Here is a 17,819-nt window from a genome sequence, read left to right on the forward strand (position 1 = left end):
ATTGCGCCGCCAGTCTGTTGCGTATATCGCTCAAATAGAGGCCGCCACTGACGGTTTTCCCGTATCGGCCGGATCCGCCAAGGTCTCCACCACCAGCGTGCGCAGCCAGCGCGTGCCGGGATCGCTTTCGAAGCGCGCATGCCAGTGCACCGTGACGCTCAGGGGCGGCAGCGTCAGCGGCAGCGGCCGGATCTCGAAGGCGCTGTCGCGGTTGAACCAGACCGCCGCGCGGTGCGGCAGGGTGACGGTCAGGTCGGTGCGGCGCACGATCTCGGCGGCGGCCGAGAAATGCGGCAGCGTCAGGTAGGGCTGGCGGTGCAGCCCGGCTTCGCCGAGCACGTCGTCCAGCAGCCGGTGGGCGCTGGCGCGCGAGTCCACCAAAATGTGGTCCAGGCGCTTGAACTGGCCGCGCGTCAACCCCGCCGACAACACCGGGTGGCCGCGCCGGCCCATGCAGGCATAGCGCTCGCTGAACAGGTCGGCGTGACGCGTATGGCGGCCCAGGCCGGCCAGGTTGCCGATGGCCAGGTCGATGTCGCCGTCCTTGAGCGCCTGCGGCAGTTGCTCCAGCGGCACTTCCACCACCTCCACCTGCAGGCGCGGCGCCAGCGCATGGACGCGCTCCATCAGGCTGGGCAGGAACACCATCTCGCCGATATCCGACATCGACAGCCGGAACCGCCGCGTGCTGCTGGCCGGATCGAAATGCTGCCGCAGGCTGACCGCCTCGGCAAAGCTGTTCATGCCGCGCTCGATCGGGCCGGCCAGCGCGAAGGCCACCGGCGTAGGACGCATGCCCGAGGGGGTGCGCACGAACAACGGATCGTCGAATTTCTCGCGCAGCCGGGCCAGGGCATAGCTGACCGCGGGTTGCGTCAACTGCAGCCGCTGGGCCGCGCGCGTGACGCTGCGTTCATGCAGCACGGTCAGGAAAACCCGCATGAGATTCAAGTCGAAGTCCATGCCCGCCCTTGTTATCAGTCTGGTTTATGCAATGAATAATACCCATAAATTTGACACATAAATAGTTGATTCCTAGACTAATTTTCACGAGCCGCGGCAGTGACCTTGCGGCCGCCGACAACAAGGGGAAGAGCACGTCATGCATGCATTGACTTTGCCGTCGCTGTTGCGCGACCAGGCGGCACGCCAGGGAACGCGGCCGTGGCTTCAGGCGCCGGGCGGCGCGCTGCGTTACGCCGAGGCGCCCGAACACGCGGCCCGCTGGGCGGCGCTGCTGGCGCGGGCCGGGGTGGCCCGGGGCGATCGCGTCGGCCTGATGGCGGGCAATCGCATCGAGTTCATGTCGCTGGTGCTGGGCTGCGGCTGGCTCGGCGCGGTGGTGGTGCCGATCAACACCGCGTCTCGCGGCATGCAGTTGCAGCACATCGTGGCCAACAGCGGTTGCGTGCTGCTGGTGGCGGATCATGCCTCCTGTCCCGCGCTGGCCGGCCTCGACGCCGCCGGGCTGGCCCTGCGCCAGATCTGGCTGCTGGACGATGGCGCGAATGATACGGGCGCCGCCACGGCCGGCCTGCCGGCGCCCGCCGCCGCGCTGCCGGCCTTGCCGGACACGCTCGCGCCGGAGGCCGATCTTGGCCCGGGCGATACCCTGGCGATCCTCTATACCTCCGGCACCTCGGGCCTGTCCAAGGGGGTGTGCTGCCCGCATGCGCAGTTCCACTGGTGGGGCGTCATCGCTGCGCGCAACCTCGGGATCGGCGCCGACGACGTGCTCTACACCAGCCTGCCACTGTTCCACACGAATGCGCTGAACGCCTGCTTCCAGGCGCTGGTGACCGGCGCGTCGATCGTCTGCGATGCGCGCTTCTCGGTCAGCCGCTATTTCGAACGGCTGGCGGCCAGCGGCGCCACCGTGACCTATCTGCTCGGCGCCATGGTGCCGATGCTGCTGGCGCGCGAGCCGTCGGCCGCTGAGCGTGGCCATCGCGCGCGTATCGCGCTGGCGCCGGGCGTGCCGGAGCGCTTCCACGCCGTCTTCACCGAGCGCAGCGGCATCGCGCTGCTGGAAGGCTACGGTTCCACCGAAACCAACTTTGCGCTGGGCGGCACGCTGGCCGAGCAGCGCCCTGGCACCATGGGCCGCGTGGCGCCCGAGTTCGAGGCCATCGTCGCCGACGAGCACGACGCGCCGCTGCCCGACGGCCAGGCCGGCGAGCTGCTGCTGCGCGCGCGGCCGCCGTTTGCCATTGCCACCGGCTACTTCGGCATGGCCGACAAAACAGTCGAGGCCTGGCGCAACCTGTGGTTCCACACCGGCGACCGCGTGGTGCGCGATGCCGACGGCTACTTCCGCTTCCTGGACCGCACGAAGGACGCGATCCGCCGGCGCGGCGAGAACATCTCGTCGTACGAGGTCGAGCAGGTGCTGCTGGCGCATCCGTCGGTGGCGGTCGCGGCGGTCTACGCGGTGCGCTCGGAGCTGGCCGAGGACGAAGTCATGGCGGCGTTGGTCTACAAGCCGGGTTGCGCGCTCACGCCCGAGGCCCTGCTGGACTTCTGCCAGCCGCGCATGCCGTATTTCGCCGTGCCGCGCTATCTGCGCGTGCTGGACGACCTGCCGCGCACCGAGAACGGCAAGGTCCGCAAGTTCCGGTTGCGCGATGAGGGCGTGACGGGCGACACCTGGGATCGCGACGCCGCCGGCTACCGCGTGGCGCGTTGAATCCCGTCCATATAAAACAAGGGGCAAGAGCATGACGATGGCATACCAGGGCGCGACGCAGAGCGCCGAGGAGCAGGCCCGCCGCAAGCGCACGCGGCGGGTGGTGATGGCGTCCGTCGCCGGCAACGCGATGGAGTGGTACGACTTTTTCATCTATGGCACGGCGGCGGCGCTGGTGTTCGGCGAGCTGTTCTTTCCCCACGGCACCGACCCGTTGCTGGGCACCATGGGGGCCTTCGCCGGCTTTGCCGTGGGCTTCCTGGCGCGGCCGCTGGGCGGCGTGATCTTCGGCCACATCGGCGACCGCTACGGCCGCAAGCTGGCGCTGGAGTGGACGCTGGGCATCATGGGCGCGGCCACCTTCCTGATCGGGCTGTTGCCGACCTATGAGCAGGTCGGCATCTGGGCGCCGGTGTCGATGGTGGCGCTGCGGGTGCTGCAGGGCGCGGCGGCCGGCGGGGAGTGGGGCGGCGGCGTACTGCTCATCAGCGAGGCGGTGGGCGGCAAGCGCCGCGGCTATTTCTCGTCGTTCAGCCAGTTGGGCGTGGCCGGCGGCTTCGTGCTGTCGTCGGGCGTCTTCATGCTGGCGCAGCAATTGCCGCAGGACGCTTTCATGAGCTGGGGTTGGCGCCTGCCATTCCTGTTGAGCGTGCTGATCTTCGGCATTGGCCTGTACATCCGCAAGCACATCCCGGAAAGCGATGCGTTCGTGCAGGCCAAGAAGACCGCCAAGCGCGGCATGCCGGCGGTGGAAGTGTTCCGCCGCTACCCGCGCCAGGTGTTCACGGCCATGGGGTTGCGCGTGGCGGAGAACGGCGGCTCATACATCTTCCTGGCGTTCGCGCTGGCCTATGGCAAGTTCCTGGGGATTTCCAACGATGTGATGCTGGGCGGGGTGCTGGCGTCCATGTTCATCGAGCTGGGCACGCTGGTGGGGTTCGGCCACCTGTCGGACCGCATCGGCCGGCGCACGGTCTACCTGATCGGCTCGGCCGGGTTGATGCTGGCGGCCTTCCCGTTCTTCTGGCTGGTGCAGACCAAGGAGCCGATGTGGATCTTCCTGGCGTTCTTCCTGGGCAATACCGTGTGCCACGCCGCCATGATCGGCACGCAGCCGGCCTATTTCGCCGAGCTGTTCCCGCCCGAAGTGCGCTACACCGGCCTGGCCCTGGGGCACGAACTGGCCTCGGTGTTCGCCGGCGGCCTGTCGCCGCTGATCGCCATGGCGCTGCTGCGCAAGTATGAATCGGCCACGCCGGTGGCCTGGTTCCTGGTGGGGATGGCGGCGATCACGGTCATCACCTTGCTGTTGACGCGCGAGCCGCCGCGGCAGGAATCGGCATGAACGCCGGCCCCGGTATCGTCGGGGTGGGCGAGACCCCCGCGCTGCGCCATCCCGAGCCCGGCTGCAACACCGCCACCCTGATCGCGCAAGCGGTGCGCCTGGCGCTGGACGATGCCGGGCTGCGGCCGGCGGAGGTGGACGGTCTGGGGCTGGCCTCGTTCACATTGCGTCCCGACCGCGCCATCGACATGGCGTGGCGGCTGGGCCTGACACTGGACTGGTGCATGCAGGACGAGATGGGCGGCGCCAGCGCCATCAACCTGCTGCGTCATGCCTGGCTGGCGCTCCAGGCCGGGCAGGCGCGCACCATCGTGCTGGTGGCCGGCGACCATTTCAGCGGCGCCGATTTCGCCGACCTGGTGGGACGCTACAACCGCAGCGCGCAGGATTACCTGAGCCCGCTGGGCTGCGCTGGACCGAACCCGCTGTTCGCCATGCTGACGCAGCGGCAGATGGCGCGGACCGGCCTGCGGCGCGAGGACTACGGCGCGCTGTGCGTGGCGCAGCGCGCCTGGGCCGGCGCCAACCCCAACGCCGCCTACCGCCAGCCGCTGACGCTGGCGCAGTACCTGGAGGCGCCGCTGGTGGCCGCGCCGCTGGGCCGGCTCGATTGCGTGCCGGTGGTCAGCGGCGCCTGCGCGCTGGTGCTGCGGGCGCGGCCGCAAGGCGTGCACGTCACGCTGCGGGCCAGCGGCGCGCGCTACAACGCCGACCAGCAGGAAGGCGACGGCCTGGTGACCGGCATCGCCGGGTTCGCGCCCGCGCTGTGGGCCGAGGCCGGACTGGGGCCGCGCGACATGGACGTGGCCGGGGTCTACGACGATTACCCGGCCATGGCCCTGGCGCAGTTGTGCGACCTGGGCCTGGCGCCAGCGGATGATCTGCCGGGCTTCATTGCGCGCCGCATCGCCACGCGCGCGCTGCCGGTGAACACGGCAGGCGGGCAGTTGTCGGCCGGGCAGGCCGGAACGGCCGGCGGCATGCACGGACTGGCGGAAGTGGCGCGCCAATTGCTGGGCCGCGCCGGCGCGCGCCAGGTGGCGGGCGCGCGTTTCGGGGTGGCGACCGGCTACGGCATGGTGCAGTTGCGCTATGGCATGTGCGCCAACGCGGCGGTGCTGGCCAGGGAGGACGCATGAGTTTCAACGTGATGGAGTGCGCGCAATGCGGGCACCGGGTCTACCCGGCGCGGCTGTGGTGCCAGGCTTGCGGGCACGATGGCGCACACGCGGTGGCGCTGGAGGAGGCCGAGCTGCTGGCGTGGACGCAAGTGCCCGGCAAGGCGGGCGAGAGCGGTAGCGTCTTTGCCACCGTCAATGCGTTGCCGCGCGGGCCGCTGCTGGTGGTGCGCTTGCCTGAGGCGCCGCGGCAGGGAGCGGGGCAACGCCTGCGCCTGCTCGCACACACTTGGCAAGGGGTGACGCTGCCCTGGGCGCAAGCGCCGTCCGACGGGGAAGGCGTCCCGGGCAAGCACTGACGATTCGGCGTGACTGCGCGGGGACTGTCCTGAGCATGTCGGCGGCGCCAGTTACTGCCTGGCGCCGGCCGTCCGGATCGATTGCAACCGTTGCGCCAGCGTGGCGCTCGACAACTCGCCGACGCGTATGTCCAGCAATCGGCCCTGCGCATCCAGGAACAACGTCGCCGGCAGGCCGCGATTGCTCACCTGGCGCGAGGCCTCGCCGGCCGGGTCGAGCAAGGCGTTGGCCAGCGACGGCGCGTGCGCGCCCAGGTATTGGCGAACGGTGGCCGCCGCCTCGCCCTGGTTGAGAAAGACGAAATGGATGTCGGGATGGGCCGCTTGCGCCTGCTCGAAGGCCGGCATCTCGCGGCGGCACGGCGGGCACCAACTGGCCCACAGGTTCACGACCATGGGCTTGCCATGGAAGGCGCCGAGCGTGGCGGGCGCGCCATCGAGCCGCTGCAGCGACAAGCCGGCCAAGTGGGGTTGCGATGGAGGAGGCCCCGCCAGCAGCCGGCCGCCTCCCAGCCAGACGGCCGTTGCCAGCGCCAGCGCGGCCGCCAGGGCGCGGCGCGGCGCGCGGTCACGCAACAGCGCGTAGAGGCCGTAGGCGAGCGCCGCGGCCAAACCGGCGGCGCCGGTCCAGCCGCCATCGCGCAGGTCCAGGATCTTAATGGGATCCTGCGCGAAGTGATCGCGGTATTGCCACACGAATGCCAGGCGCGCTGCCAGCAGGCCCAGCAGCAGGCAGCGCCACAGCTCGCGGCTGGCGGCTTCGGCGCGGGCGCCGGCCAGCAGCCGGCCGGCGATCAGGCCGATGGCGATGGCGGCCGCCAGCAGCGCGAGTTCGATCGGAAACACCAGGGGGCCGAGACGCAGGGCGGGGGTCATACGGCGCGCTCCCGGCGCGTGGCCGCGCCAGGGCGGCCGGTGTTGTGAAATTCCATGGCATGGGACCCGTCGGGGGGAAGGGCCAAGCCTAGCATGGCGCCGCGCGGTGCCTGGACGGCCTTCGGTGTCGCCAGAGGCCCGAATTGAAACCGCTGCCTGCGCGCTGACCGGCTGAGCCTGACGCCGATGGCCGGTTGCCGCCTGCCGCGCCTGCGCACCCGGCCGGTCCGATGCAGGGCACGCTGAAACACATATTTCCAGGGGCGTTAAAATGGCCGGCTCGCGGCTTTCGTCGAGCCCTCCGGCCATCTTCATTCCGGCGCCCCGCGCCCTCGATAAAACATGAAAAAACTGACTGCTGTTCTTCTCGTGTCCGCCACCACGATGCTGACCGCCTGCGGCCCGTCCGACAATGCGCCGGCCCCCAACGCGCAGGCGCCCGCCGCTGCCCGCAAGGTCGTGGTCGGCCTGGACGACAACTTCCCGCCCATGGGGTTCCGCGATGCCAGCAACCAGATCGTCGGCTTCGACATCGACATGGCCAAGGAAGCCAGCAAGCGCCTGGGCCTGGAGGTCGAATTCAAGCCGATCGACTGGAGCGCCAAGGAAGCCGAACTGAACGGCAAGCGCGTCGACGTGCTGTGGAACGGCCTGACCATCACGGAAGAGCGCAAGAAGAACATCAGCTTCACCGCGCCCTACATGGCCAATCACCAGATCATCATCGTCGGCAATGCTTCGCCGGTGAAGACCAAGGCCGACCTGGCCGGCAAGGTGGTCGGCGCCCAGGACGGCAGCAGTGCCACCGACGCCATCGCCAAGGACCCGGTCGCCGGCAGCATCAAGGAAGTCAAGAAGTTCGGCGACAACGTCACCGCGCTGATGGACCTGGCCGCCGGCCGCCTGGACGCCATCGTGGTCGACGAAGTGGTGGGCCGCTACCTGATCAGCAAGCGCGCCGGCGAATACCGTGTGCTGGACGAGAACTTCGGCACCGAAGACTACGGCGTGGGCGTGCGCAAGGACGACACCGAGCTGCTGGCCAAGCTCGACAAGACGCTGGATGCCATGAAGCAGGACGGCACCGCCGGCCGCATCGCCACCCAGTGGTTCGGCGCCAACATCATCAAGTAACATCCCGGGAAATGCCCGGACCGCCGCGCGGTCCGGGCATTTTTCAGTCCGGCGGGCCGGCCGCGCCGGCATTTCCGCCCCTGAACCACCCCGCCGGCTAGGCGCTCATCCCTCCGCATGGACTACGTACTCTCCCTTCTGGGGCCCATGGCGCAAGGCGCGAAAGTGACCTTGACGCTGTTCTTCATCACGCTGGCGCTGGCCGTGCCGCTGGGCCTGGTGCTGGCGCTGCTGCGGATCTCCAAATGGGGTTTCGTCAGCCAGCTGGTCAACGGCTATATCTGGCTGATGCGCGGCACGCCGCTGATGCTGCAGATGCTGTTTATCTACTTCGCGCTGCCGTTCGTGCCGGTGGTGGGCGTGCGCCTGCCCGATTTCCCGGCGGCGGTGGTGGCGTTCGCGCTGAACTACGCGGCGTATTTCGCCGAGATCTTCCGCGCCGGCATCCAGGCGGTGGATCGCGGCCAGTACGAGGGCAGCAAGGTGCTGGGCATGACCTACCTGCAGACGCTGCGCCGCATCGTGCTGCCGCAGATGGTGCAGCGGGTGCTGCCGCCCATGAGCAACGAGACCATCACCCTGGTCAAGGACACCTCCCTGATCTACGTGCTGGCGCTCAACGACATCCTGCGCACCGCGCGCGGCATCGTGCAGCGCGATTTCACGACCACGCCGTTCCTGGTCGCGGCCGCCTTCTATCTCATCATGACGCTGGTATTGACGTGGTTCTTCCAGCGTATGGAAAAGCGCTATGCCAAATACGACCAGTAATCCGTCCAACGGCGGTCGCGGCACCATGATCTCGGCGCGCGGCATCGTCAAGTCGTTCGGCGCCAACCGGGTGCTGGACCAGGTCTCGCTGGAACTGGGCAAGGGCGAGGTGGTGGCGGTGATCGGGCCGTCGGGCTCGGGCAAGAGCACCTTCCTGCGCTGCCTGAACCATCTGGAAACCATCGACGACGGCACCATCGAGATCGAGGGCGAAGCCCTGGCCACGGCGGTGCCGGGCGGCCAGAGCCGCTACGCCAGCGATGCCGAGGTGCGTCGCATCTGCCGCAAGATGGGCATGGTGTTCCAGTCGTTCAACCTGTTCCCGCACATGACGGTGCTGCAGAACATCATCGAAGCGCCCATGATCGTCAAGGGCATGCCGCGCGCGGCCATCGTGCCCAAGGCCGAGGAACTGCTGCGCAAGGTCGGCCTGCTGAACAAGCGCGACAACTATCCGACCCGCCTGTCGGGTGGCCAGAAGCAGCGCGTGGCCATCGCCCGCGCGCTGGCGATGGAGCCGGACATCATGCTGTTCGACGAACCGACCTCGGCGCTCGATCCCGAGCTGACGGGCGAGGTGCTGCGCACCATGCGCCAGCTGGCCGACGAGCACATGACCATGCTGGTGGTGACCCACGAAATGGGCTTTGCCCGTGAAGTGGCGCACCGCGTCATCTTCATGGACGAGGGCCGCATCGTCGAAGAGGCGCCGTCGGCCGAGTTCTTCCGCGCGCCGCGGCATCCGCGCAGCCGCGAATTCCTGGCGCACATGCTGTAGCAAGCGGCAACGGCGCCGGTTCCCGCCGTTGGCGCGCGCCCGTGGCCGCCGAGCCCCGGCTCAGCCCTGGCCGCGCCGGGGCACGATCATCGGGCTGCCGGTCTCAGGATCGGGCAGCACCCGGCAGTCCAGGTCGAACACCTGCCGCATCGCGGCCTCCGTCACCACCTGGTGTACTTCGCCCTGCGCCGCGATGGCGCCGGCGCGCATCATGACGACGTGGCCGGCATAGCGGAACGCCAGATTCAGGTCGTGCAGCACCACCACCAGCGTGCGCCCGGCGCGGTGCAGGCGCGCGCACAGTTCCAGCAGGTCGATCTGGTGGCGGATGTCCAGGAAGGTGGTGGGCTCGTCCAGCAGCATGATGCCGGCGTCCTGCGCCAGCACCAGCGCCAGCCAGGCGCGCTGGCGCTGGCCGCCGGACAGTGTGTGAACCGGATGGTCCGCCAGCGCCGCCAGATCGGTGTCGGCCAGCGCCGCGTCGACCGCTTGGGCGTCGGCCGGCGACCATTGCCGCAGCAGGGTCTGGTGCGGATAGCGGCCGCGCGCTACCAGGTCGCGCACCGTGATCATTTCCGGCGCCAACGGGTTCTGCGGCAGATAGGCCAGATGCCGCGCCACCGCTTTGCGCCGCAGGCTCGCCAGGTTGGCGCCGTGCAGCAGCGCCAGGCCCTGGGTGGGCGCCAGCGCGCCGCCCAGCACCCGCAGCAACGTGGACTTGCCGCAGCCATTGGGACCGACCACCGCCGTGAACGCGCCCGGGGCGACCGCCAGCGACAGATCCTGCAGCACGGCCGTGCCGCCATAGGACAGGCAGACCTGCCGCAGTTGCAGGGCCGGCTCGCGGTCGGCCGTAGCGTTCTTCAGGTTGCAGTCTTGCGCCATTCGAGTACCAACAGGAAAGCGAGATAAAGGCCGCCGATGCCGGCGCTCAGGACGCCCACGGGCAGGCCGTTGGGGCCGGCCGCGCGGGCCAGCAGGTCGGCCGCCGCCAGCAGCACGGCGCCGGTCATGGCCGCCAGTAGCGGCTGCGGACCGCTGGCACGCACGCAGCGCCGGGCGATCTGCGGCGCCGACAGGGCGATGAAGGCGATTGGGCCGGCCACCGTGACGGCGGCCGCGGCCGCCAGTACCGCCACCAACGTCGCGGCCAGCCGGCTGCGCGCGGGCGCGGCGCCAAGCGCCTGGGCCAGGTCGTCGCCCATTTCCAGCAGACGCAACCGCGCGCACAGCGCCAGCCCGAGCGGCAGCAAGATCGCGCAGGCCGCGCCGATCAGGGCCACGTCGGTCCAGGTCTTGCCGGCCAGGCTGCCGTTGAGCCAGGCGGCGGCCAGGTAGGCCTGTTCGCGCCGCAGGTTGGACAGGCCATACTGCACGAAGGCAAAGGCAATCGCGCCCACCGCGATGCCCGCGATCACCATGCGCTGGGGCGCGGCAAAGCCGGCGCCGGAGCCGAACCAGACGCCGGCCGTGGCCAGCAGTGCGCCCGCCGCCGCTCCCCAGGCCACCGGCATCAGTCCGGGCCAGACCATGGCCACCGCCACCGCACCCGCCGACGCGCCAGCCGTCAGGCCGATGACGTCGGGACTGCCCAGGGGATTGCGGGTAAGGCTCTGGAACAGCGCGCCCGACAGGCCCAGCGCGGCCCCGGCGCCCAAGGCTGCGAGCACGCGCGGCAGGCGCACCGTAAATATCAGCCATTGCGCCACCGCGCCGCCGGTTCCCTGCAGGGTCTGCCACAGCGCGCCCCAGGACAGGCCGGGGTGGCCGACCCGCAAGGCCGCGACGACCAGGGCGCAGGCCAGCGCCAGCAGCAGCGCTGCATAGGCCAGCGCGCGCGGCGCCACGGGCCAGGCCAGCCAGTTGCCGGCGCGCAGCAGGCCTGCGGGCCCTGGAGCGCAAAGAGGCGCGCCGCGATTCATGCCAGGCTCCGCGACCGGCGGCGTAACGCAGCCAGCAGGAAGGGCGCGCCGATGAAGGCCACCACCACGCCCGTGAGGAGTTCCGCCGGCGCCCGCAGCAGCCGCGCCAGGATGTCGGCGATCAACATCAGCAGCGGGCCGAGCACCACACAATAGGCCAGCAGCCAGCGCAGATCGGGGCCGGCGTAGCGGCGGGCAATGTGGGGCACGGCCAGGCCCACGAACGCGATCGGACCCGCGGCGGCGGTGGCGGCCGCGGCCAGAACCGCCACGCACAGCAGGCCCAGCGCGCGATACAGGCCGGCGCGCAGGCCCAGGGCCTGCGCCAGTGTCTGGCCCAGGGCCAACAGATTGAGCGGCCGCGCCAGGGCCGCTGCCACCAGCAGAGCGGCGCCGATATAGGGTGCGGCACGTACCGCGGCATCCAGAGACTGGCCCGCCAGCGAGCCCACCGCCCAGAAACGATAGGCATCGAAGATGTCGTCGCGCAGCAGCGCCACCGCCTGCACATAGGCGAACAGCACCGCGTTGACGGCGGCGCCGGCCAGGATCAGCCGCACCGGTTGCAGTCCGCGGCCGCCAGCCCCGATCAGGTACACGGCCGCCGCGGCCGCCAACGCGCCGGGCAGCGCGGCCCAGAACGGATGCGCCGGCAGGCCGCCCAGGACCAGCGCCGCGGTGACGATGGAGGCGGCCGCGCCGGCATTGACACCCAGCAGTCCCGGCTCGGCCAGCGGGTTGCGGGTCAGCGCCTGGATCAGTGCGCCGGCGACCGCCAGGGCCGCGCCGGTCAGCACGGCGAGCACGGTGCGCGGGATGCGTGAGGCGACCACCAGCGCGGCGTGGCTGCCGTCGGGCTGCAGCAGCACGCGCCAGACCGTGGCCGCCGACAGGCCGCGCGAGCCGAACCACAGGCTCGCCAGCGCGGCGGCGGCCAACAGCAGACAGGCGCCCAGCAGCAGCGGCGCGCGCAGGCGCGGCGTGTGGGGCCGCAGGTCTTCGGCGCCTGGCGCGAGAGGCTGGCGCGACGGCATCAGGGCGCGGCTCCGCCGGCCTGGGCGTGGCGCGCCGCCCGCGCCAGTTGCGGCGCGAGTCGGTCCAGCATCCAGGCCACCGCCAGCGGCGTGCCGGAGGACGACGCCATGACCAGCGCCGGATCGCTCAACGCCACGTAGGCGCCGCGCCGTACCGCGGCAATCGAGGCATACAGGGGCAGGGCGGCGGTACGGTCGCGCTCCTCGGGCGAGTAGAACCACGACACCAGGATGTCGGCATCGCCAAGCGCGTCGGCGTGCTCGAAGCCCAGGTAGTGGGCGAAGTGCCCGGCGCTGGGCCGCAGGCCGCGTACCGACGGCGCCAGGGTCAGGCCCATGGCCGCGAGCGTATCGACGCGCGGATCGCCGGCCACATAGGCGGCGAAGTTGCCCGACCCCAGGTCGGCGCGCACGTAGGCGAAGGTCTTGCCGGCCAGTTCGGGGTAGCGGCGCGCGGCCTGGGCCAGCGCGCCATGGATGCGGGCCTTGAGCGGCGCGGCCGCCTCGCGCTTGCCGAGCGCCGTGGCGATCAGGTCGATCTGCGTGTCCACCGGCGTCAGGAAGGGCTGATCCGGGTAGGCCACCACCGGCACCAGCCGCGACAGTTGCGCGTAGGCCTCGGGCGTGACGCCGGAAAACGGCGCCAGCACGACGTCCGGACGCAGCGCGATGATCTTTTCGATGTCCAGTTCGGGATACACCGTGATGCGTTCGGGCAAGGGCTGGCCGGCGGCCTCGATGGCGGCTCGCACCCATGGCCAGTAATGATCCGCGTCGCCGCCCCAGTCGGCGCGGCCCACGCCCACCGGCACCACGCCCAGCGCCAGCGTCAGGTCATCGGCGCCCAGGCCGAGGGTGACGACGCGCTTGGGCGGGGCCGCGATCACGGCCTTGCCGAGCGCGCTGTCGAGCGTTACCGGAAAGCCGCTGGCCGGGGCGCCGTGGCGTGGCGCGGGGCCGGCCGGATTCGTGCTGATGGCGGCGGCAGGCGCCGGCGCGGCAGCGGACGGCGCGGGGCGGTCGCACGCCGTCAGGGTCAGGGCCACGGCCAGCGCCGCTGCGCCGAACGCGGCGCGGCGGCGCCAGGGCCGCGCGAAAAGCGGAATCAAGTGCATCGTGCCGGGAATCTCCTTTCTGCGAGACGTGCCGTGGGTTCAATACTGCGCGCGCAGCGTCAGCATGACGTTGCGGGGCGCGCCATACCAGCCCTGGCTGTAGAAGCCGATCTGGTCGTAGTACTTGCGATCGAACACGTTGTTCAGGTTGAGGGTGGCCGACACCTGCTTGCTGAAATCGAAGCGCGCCATCAGGTTGACCAGCGCGTAGCTGCCTTGCTCGACATCCACGTTGCCGCGCGGGCTGGACGCGGACTGGTACATGCGGCTCTGCCAGTCGACCCCGCCGCCCACGGTCAGGCGATGCAGGTCGCCGGGCAGCCGGTAGGTGGTGTAGACCTTGAACAGGCTGCGCGGGTGGTTGGTGTTGATCGGCTTGCCGTCGGCGTCCTTGGCGGTGAAGTGGGTGTAGCTGGCGCCGATGTTCCAGCCCGGCGTGAGTTGGCCGCTGGTCTCCAGCTCGAAGCCTTCCACCTTGGCGCCGGAGGCGGCGCGATAGGCCTGGGTGCTGGGCATGCCGATAACCGATTCGCCGGGAATGGCCTGGGCCAGGTTGTTCTGGCGGGTCTGGTAGAGCGCCGCCGAGGCGTTCAGCAGGCCGTCCAGGTAGGCCGCCTTCAGGCCGATCTCATAGCTCTTGCCGTCGATCGGCGGCAGGATCGAGCCGCTGGGCGAGCGCGCATTCTGCGGCTGGAAGATCTCCGTGTAGCTGGCGTAGGCCGTGTAGGTGCTGTTGATGTCGTACAACAGGCCAGCGTAGGGCGTGAACTGGTCGTTGATCTTGTAGGCGCGCTTGCTGCCGAAGTAAGTCTGGTTGGTTTCCCAGTTGCTCCAGCGTCCGCCGATGATCAGATGCAACGGGTCGGCCAGCGAGAAACGGCCGACCGCGTAGGCGCCGGTCTGTTTGACACGCAGGTCGTCGGCGGGCGTCTTGTTGCCCGACCAGTTGGGTTCGGCGATGTGGTCCTGGCGCCAATCGAAGAAGCTGCCGATCGCCGGCTTGGCGCCCGTCATCGCGTACTGGCCGATGTTGCTGTGGTCGTTCACGCTCATCCAGCCCAGCGCCAGCTCGTGCTTGCGGCCCAGCAGCTGGAACGGACCCGACACGGTCAGGTGGATGTCGTCGCGCGAGCGGTCGCCATCATAGTTGTTGAACGAGCTGCTCATGCCGGTGCCGGTGACCTTGTCGGGGTAGCCGCCGCGAAACAGCTGCTTCATGCGATAGTCGCCATCGGTGTGGCTGTAGGCGGCGCGCACCTTCCAGTCATTGGCGAAGCGGTGCGTCAGGTCGACGAAGGTGGTGGTGGACTCGGTGTCCATGCGGGCCCAGCGGGTGTTGTTGGCCACCGAACGGTTGAAGTCGGTACGCGAACCGTCGCTGTAGAACAGTGGGAAGCCGCTGCCGAAGCCGTTGCTCTGGTTGCGCGAATACTCGACGCTGGCGGTCAGCACGGTGTCCGGCGTCAGGTCGGCGCTGACCACGCCGTAGAAGGTGCGTCTGCGCGAATCCAGGAAGGTCACGTAGTCGTCGCCCTGGCTGTAGGCCGCCACGAAGCGCGAGCGGATGCGTCCGTTCTCGGTGACCGGCACCGACAGGTCGAGGTCGCCGCCGACATGGTCCCAACTGCCGGCGCTGGCGCTGCCGGACAAGGCGAATTCGCGCAGCGGCTTCTTGCGGATGAAGTTCACGGCCGCTGACGGATTGCCCGAGCCGGTCATCAGGCCGGTGGCGCCGCGCACGATCTCGACCCGGTCGTAGATGGCCGCGTCGATATCGGTGGCGCCGTAGTTCCATTGACCCAGGATGGGCGAGTTCAGGCCGTCGAACTGGAAGTTGTCGATGGAGAACCCACGCGACGAGAACGACAAGCGGTTGCTGTCGCTGCGCGTGACTGAAATGCCGGGCGCGCTGGCCAGGATCGCGCCGGTATCGCGCAGGCCCTGGTCCTCGATCTGCTGGCGCGTCACCACGCTGACCGATTGCGGCGTCTCGCGCGGCGACAGCGTCAGGCCGGTGGCCGTGCTCATGGCGTCGGTGGTATAGGAATGGGTGCCCTCCGTGGTGCCGGGGATGCCCGCGCCGCTGACAATGACGGCGGGCAACTGCGCCACATCGCCGTTATCGGTGGCGGCGGCGCTCTGGGCGCTGGCGTGCTGGTGGGTCAGGGCAGAGCAGAACAGGGCCGTCCGGATCGCGTAGACAAGGGGACGCACCCGGCGCGGACGGGCGGCGGGCGAGGGCATGACGGACAGCATGAGGGCAAGCTCCAGCAGAAAGATTTGGTAGAGAATTATTGATTTTTACCGTTGTGCTGATGTATGCCGGACGATGCGATGCATATGGAGAATGCCGGCGGGCTACCCCAGGCCCGCCTCGGTCTTGGCCACGGGCGCCGCAAGGCGATGCAGCCACGCCCAGCCGATGGCGCTGGCCGCCACGCAGGCCAGCATGGCCGCCGCCAGCCGCAATGGTTGGCCGTAGACCCATGGCACGCCCCAGCCGCTGGCCACCGAGAACGTCAGCATCTGCATGAAGCCCAGCACCGACGCGGCGGTGCCCGACAGGTCCGGCACATGGCCCAGGATGCGCAGCGTCATGGCGGGCACACCCATGGCCAGGCCGCAGGTGAACAGGCCCGGCAGCAGTACCGCCCAAGGCAGGCGCGGCGCGTCGGCGGCGGCCATGTACAGCACATAGGCCAGGCAGCTGCCGCCCATCAGCAGATAGGACAGCAGCGTGATGCGCCCGTCCGACCAGCGGCCGGCCTTGCGCGCCGCCAGCAGCGCGCCGGCCATGGCGCCAGCCACCAGGGGCACGAACAGATAGGCGAAATCGGTTTCCGGCAGGCCCAGCACGTTGCTGATGAAGTCGGGCGCCGCCCCGATCAGGAATCCCTGGGCGGCGAACAGCAGACTGAACGCCGCGCCCAGCGCGACATAGCGGCGGGTGCCCAGCACGCGCGCATAGTTGCCGCCCAGCGTGCGCCAGGCCAGCGGCTGGCGCCGTTCGGGCGGCAGCGTGTCGGGCAGGCGCCGCGCGCACAGCAACCAGGCGGCACCGGCCAGCGCGGTCAGCAGCACGAACACCGCGCGCCAGCCTTGGTGCGCGGCCAGGTAGCCGCCCACGATCGGCGCCAGCGCCGGCGACAGGTTGAACACCAGGATCAGGTAGGACATGGCGCGGCGCGCCACGGCGCCGTCGTAGCAGTCGCGGATGATGGCCTGGCCGACCACGATGCCGGCGCCGGCCGACAGGCCCTGCACCGCGCGTCCGGCCAGCAGCCAGCCGAAGCTGGGCGCCAGGGCGGCCATCAGGGTGCCGCACACGTATACCCCCAGCGCCGTCAGCACCACGCGGCGGCGCCCCAGCGAGTCCGAGAGCGTGCCGTGCAGCAGCAGCATCGACGCATAGCAGGCCATGTAGACGCCCAACGTCAGTTGCACGGTCTCTTGCGGCACGGCGAATTCCCGGCCCAGCGCGCCGAATGCGGGCAGGTAGGCGTCGATGGTGGCGGGAGCGACACAGGACAGCAGGCCCAGCATCAGCACCATGACGGGAAAGGAAGGCAGGGGTTCGCGGCGAGACACAACGGCATCCATGGCGGGAGCCTCCCGGGCTGGGAGGCGCTGCCGCATGGTCGCCTGTGATGGCAGGTTGCAGGAATGGAGAATGCCGCAAGACCAATGGGCGCCGCCGTAAGCCGTGCACGGCGGGGCGCTCAGTTCAGTTCGCTGGGCGCGATGCCGTAGCGTTCGCGGAACGCCGTGGCGAAGTTGGTGGCGTGGCGGTAGCCGACGAAATGCGCCGCCTGCTGCACGCTGCAGCCCTGGGCCAGTTGCTCGCGCGCCACCTCCAGGCGGCGCTCGCGCAGCCAGCTGAAGACCGAGCGCTGGTAGGCGGCCTGGAACTTGGCGCGCAGCGTGCTGGGGCTCATGCAGGCCAGCCGCGCCAGCTCGTCCAGGGTGTGTTCCTCGCCGGGCGCGTGATACAGGCGTTCGCGCACCCGTTCCAACAGCTGGCGGTCGCGTTCGGAAACGGTGGTGTCGGCCGGCGTGCGCTGCGCCAGCGCCGCCAACGCATGGGCCAGCAGTTGCAGGCCCACGCCCTCGCGCAACATGGCCTGCAGCGGGCCGTCCCAGCTGCAATCGAGCAGGTGTTCGATGGCCTGCAGCAAATGGCCCTGCGCCTGCCAGCGGCGCAACCGCAGCGACGGCGAACGCAACGCCTTCCAGATCATCTCGCTGGTCTGGTCGTCGCCCGCGCCGTCCGGATCGGACAGCGACAGGTTGACGCTGCGCAGGCGCTGGCCGGGCGCGTGGATGCCGGTCATGGCGACGGTGTCGCCGTACAGCGCGCTGACGCCGCTATGCGCGGCCAGCCTGACGTCGTCGTGGCGGTCGATGCGGGTCTGGGCATGGCCCTGCAACATGACGATGGCGGAAAAGCGCGGCGACATCATGGAGGTGGCTTCGTAGTGCTGGTGCACGCGCACGTCGGACAGCACCAGTGTCAGGCCAGGTCGGATCGCGTGGGTCTCGACCCGGCCTTCGGCGATGCAGAGGGTTTCCGGGTCGCTGCGCTGGGCGCCGTTCAACTGCGGCAGGCGGTAGCGGAAACCGCTCTGGCTGCCCATGCGGTTGAAGTCGGCGACGGTGAATTGGGCGGGGGAGGGTACTGGGT

16 protein-coding genes are annotated in these 17,819 nt (G+C 70.0%); 7 read left to right on the top strand and 9 right to left on the bottom strand.

Annotation, left to right across the window (positions count from 1 at the left end; all coding sequences use genetic code 11):
- Positions 1 to 30: 30 nt before the first annotated feature.
- Complete coding sequence (locus HV701_RS05405) at positions 31 to 963, bottom strand: LysR family transcriptional regulator (protein ID WP_175132048.1); 933 nt, start codon at positions 961 to 963, stop codon at positions 31 to 33.
- Between the two features lie 139 nt (positions 964 to 1,102).
- Here HV701_RS05405 and HV701_RS05410 point away from each other — a divergent pair, with 139 nt between their 5' ends.
- From HV701_RS05410 to HV701_RS05425, 4 genes are read left to right on the top strand one after another with little or no spacing between them, the layout of a single operon-like run.
- The gene (locus tag HV701_RS05410) at positions 1,103 to 2,686 is read left to right on the top strand and encodes an ATP-dependent acyl-CoA ligase (protein WP_175132049.1); all 1,584 of its coding nucleotides are present in this window, start codon (positions 1,103 to 1,105) and stop codon (positions 2,684 to 2,686) included.
- 31 nt (positions 2,687 to 2,717) lie between these two features.
- Complete coding sequence (locus HV701_RS05415; RefSeq protein WP_175132050.1) at positions 2,718 to 4,031, top strand: MFS transporter; 1,314 nt, start codon at positions 2,718 to 2,720, stop codon at positions 4,029 to 4,031.
- Complete coding sequence (locus HV701_RS05420; protein ID WP_175132051.1) at positions 4,028 to 5,170, top strand: thiolase family protein; 1,143 nt, start codon at positions 4,028 to 4,030, stop codon at positions 5,168 to 5,170. The genes HV701_RS05415 and HV701_RS05420 overlap by 4 nt, the downstream gene beginning before the upstream one ends.
- Positions 5,167 to 5,508 carry a PhlB family protein gene (locus HV701_RS05425; RefSeq protein ID WP_175132052.1) on the top strand — a complete coding sequence of 114 codons (342 nt, stop codon included), beginning with the start codon at positions 5,167 to 5,169 and terminating at the stop codon, positions 5,506 to 5,508. The genes HV701_RS05420 and HV701_RS05425 overlap by 4 nt, the downstream gene beginning before the upstream one ends.
- Positions 5,509 to 5,559: 51 nt before the next feature.
- On the opposite strand, the gene HV701_RS05430 is transcribed toward HV701_RS05425, so the two are convergent.
- Entirely contained in the window at positions 5,560 to 6,384 is an 825-nt protein-coding gene (locus tag HV701_RS05430; protein ID WP_175132053.1) for a TlpA family protein disulfide reductase, read from the bottom strand.
- Between the two features lie 342 nt (positions 6,385 to 6,726).
- Between HV701_RS05430 and HV701_RS05435 the strand changes: the two genes are divergently transcribed.
- The 3 genes from HV701_RS05435 (at position 6,727) to HV701_RS05445 (ending at position 9,067) form a co-directional block, all read left to right on the top strand.
- A complete protein-coding gene (locus HV701_RS05435; RefSeq protein WP_175132054.1) occupies positions 6,727 to 7,518 on the top strand; it encodes an amino acid ABC transporter substrate-binding protein in 792 nt (263 codons plus the stop codon).
- Positions 7,519 to 7,635: 117 nt separating this feature from the next.
- The gene (locus HV701_RS05440; RefSeq protein WP_175132055.1) at positions 7,636 to 8,289 is read left to right on the top strand and encodes an amino acid ABC transporter permease; all 654 of its coding nucleotides are present in this window, start codon (positions 7,636 to 7,638) and stop codon (positions 8,287 to 8,289) included.
- A gap of 25 nt (positions 8,290 to 8,314) precedes the next feature.
- Positions 8,315 to 9,067 (top strand): amino acid ABC transporter ATP-binding protein, encoded by a 753-nt coding sequence (locus HV701_RS05445; RefSeq protein ID WP_175132186.1) that lies wholly within the window; start codon positions 8,315 to 8,317, stop codon positions 9,065 to 9,067.
- A gap of 60 nt (positions 9,068 to 9,127) precedes the next feature.
- Here HV701_RS05445 and HV701_RS05450 read toward each other — a convergent pair whose 3' ends face one another.
- From HV701_RS05450 to HV701_RS05480, 7 genes are all read right to left on the bottom strand, one after another.
- Positions 9,128 to 9,952 (bottom strand): ABC transporter ATP-binding protein, encoded by an 825-nt coding sequence (locus tag HV701_RS05450; RefSeq protein ID WP_175132056.1) that lies wholly within the window; start codon positions 9,950 to 9,952, stop codon positions 9,128 to 9,130.
- Positions 9,931 to 10,989, bottom strand: a complete 1,059-nt coding sequence (locus HV701_RS05455; RefSeq protein WP_175132057.1) for a FecCD family ABC transporter permease — start codon at positions 10,987 to 10,989, stop codon at positions 9,931 to 9,933. The genes HV701_RS05450 and HV701_RS05455 overlap by 22 nt, the downstream gene beginning before the upstream one ends.
- Complete coding sequence (locus tag HV701_RS05460; RefSeq protein ID WP_236756584.1) at positions 10,986 to 12,023, bottom strand: FecCD family ABC transporter permease; 1,038 nt, start codon at positions 12,021 to 12,023, stop codon at positions 10,986 to 10,988. Before HV701_RS05460 ends, HV701_RS05455 begins: the two co-directional genes overlap by 4 nt.
- Positions 12,023 to 13,138, bottom strand: coding sequence for an ABC transporter substrate-binding protein (locus HV701_RS05465; protein ID WP_175132058.1), 1,116 nt, complete (start codon positions 13,136 to 13,138; stop codon positions 12,023 to 12,025). Before HV701_RS05465 ends, HV701_RS05460 begins: the two co-directional genes overlap by 1 nt.
- A gap of 39 nt (positions 13,139 to 13,177) precedes the next feature.
- A complete protein-coding gene (fauA, locus tag HV701_RS05470; protein ID WP_420867810.1) occupies positions 13,178 to 15,382 on the bottom strand; it encodes a TonB-dependent alcaligin siderophore receptor FauA in 2,205 nt (734 codons plus the stop codon).
- A 114-nt stretch (positions 15,383 to 15,496) separates the two neighbouring features.
- Positions 15,497 to 16,726, bottom strand: a complete 1,230-nt coding sequence (locus tag HV701_RS05475; RefSeq protein ID WP_276512706.1) for a multidrug effflux MFS transporter — start codon at positions 16,724 to 16,726, stop codon at positions 15,497 to 15,499.
- Positions 16,727 to 16,857: 131 nt separating this feature from the next.
- Positions 16,858 to 17,772 (bottom strand): helix-turn-helix transcriptional regulator, encoded by a 915-nt coding sequence (locus tag HV701_RS05480; RefSeq protein ID WP_236757063.1) that lies wholly within the window; start codon positions 17,770 to 17,772, stop codon positions 16,858 to 16,860.
- Between the last annotated feature and the right edge of the window lie 47 nt (positions 17,773 to 17,819).

It is taken from the genome of Achromobacter pulmonis, from assembly GCF_902859765.1.
In the GTDB taxonomy this organism is placed as follows: Bacteria; Pseudomonadota; Gammaproteobacteria; order Burkholderiales; family Burkholderiaceae_B; genus Achromobacter; species Achromobacter pulmonis.

Excerpts from the sequence above, each read along its gene's own strand:
- HV701_RS05450 (WP_175132056.1), bottom strand. The coding sequence starts at position 9,952 with ATGGCGCAAGACTGCAACCTGAAGAACGCTACGGCCGACCGCGAGCCG.
- HV701_RS05415 (WP_175132050.1), top strand. The coding sequence starts at position 2,718 with ATGACGATGGCATACCAGGGCGCGACGCAGAGCGCCGAGGAGCAGGCC.
- HV701_RS05465 (WP_175132058.1), bottom strand. The coding sequence starts at position 13,138 with ATGCACTTGATTCCGCTTTTCGCGCGGCCCTGGCGCCGCCGCGCCGCG.
- HV701_RS05420 (WP_175132051.1), top strand. The coding sequence starts at position 4,028 with ATGAACGCCGGCCCCGGTATCGTCGGGGTGGGCGAGACCCCCGCGCTG.
- fauA (WP_420867810.1), bottom strand. The coding sequence starts at position 15,382 with ATGCCCTCGCCCGCCGCCCGTCCGCGCCGGGTGCGTCCCCTTGTCTAC.
- HV701_RS05430 (WP_175132053.1), bottom strand. The coding sequence starts at position 6,384 with ATGACCCCCGCCCTGCGTCTCGGCCCCCTGGTGTTTCCGATCGAACTC.
- HV701_RS05410 (WP_175132049.1), top strand. The coding sequence starts at position 1,103 with ATGCATGCATTGACTTTGCCGTCGCTGTTGCGCGACCAGGCGGCACGC.
- HV701_RS05435 (WP_175132054.1), top strand. The coding sequence starts at position 6,727 with ATGAAAAAACTGACTGCTGTTCTTCTCGTGTCCGCCACCACGATGCTG.
- HV701_RS05445 (WP_175132186.1), top strand. The coding sequence starts at position 8,315 with ATGATCTCGGCGCGCGGCATCGTCAAGTCGTTCGGCGCCAACCGGGTG.
- HV701_RS05460 (WP_236756584.1), bottom strand. The coding sequence starts at position 12,023 with ATGCCGTCGCGCCAGCCTCTCGCGCCAGGCGCCGAAGACCTGCGGCCC.
- HV701_RS05405 (WP_175132048.1), bottom strand. The coding sequence starts at position 963 with ATGGACTTCGACTTGAATCTCATGCGGGTTTTCCTGACCGTGCTGCAT.
- HV701_RS05440 (WP_175132055.1), top strand. The coding sequence starts at position 7,636 with ATGGACTACGTACTCTCCCTTCTGGGGCCCATGGCGCAAGGCGCGAAA.
- HV701_RS05480 (WP_236757063.1), bottom strand. The coding sequence starts at position 17,772 with ATGGGCAGCCAGAGCGGTTTCCGCTACCGCCTGCCGCAGTTGAACGGC.
- HV701_RS05455 (WP_175132057.1), bottom strand. The coding sequence starts at position 10,989 with ATGAATCGCGGCGCGCCTCTTTGCGCTCCAGGGCCCGCAGGCCTGCTG.
- HV701_RS05425 (WP_175132052.1), top strand. The coding sequence starts at position 5,167 with ATGAGTTTCAACGTGATGGAGTGCGCGCAATGCGGGCACCGGGTCTAC.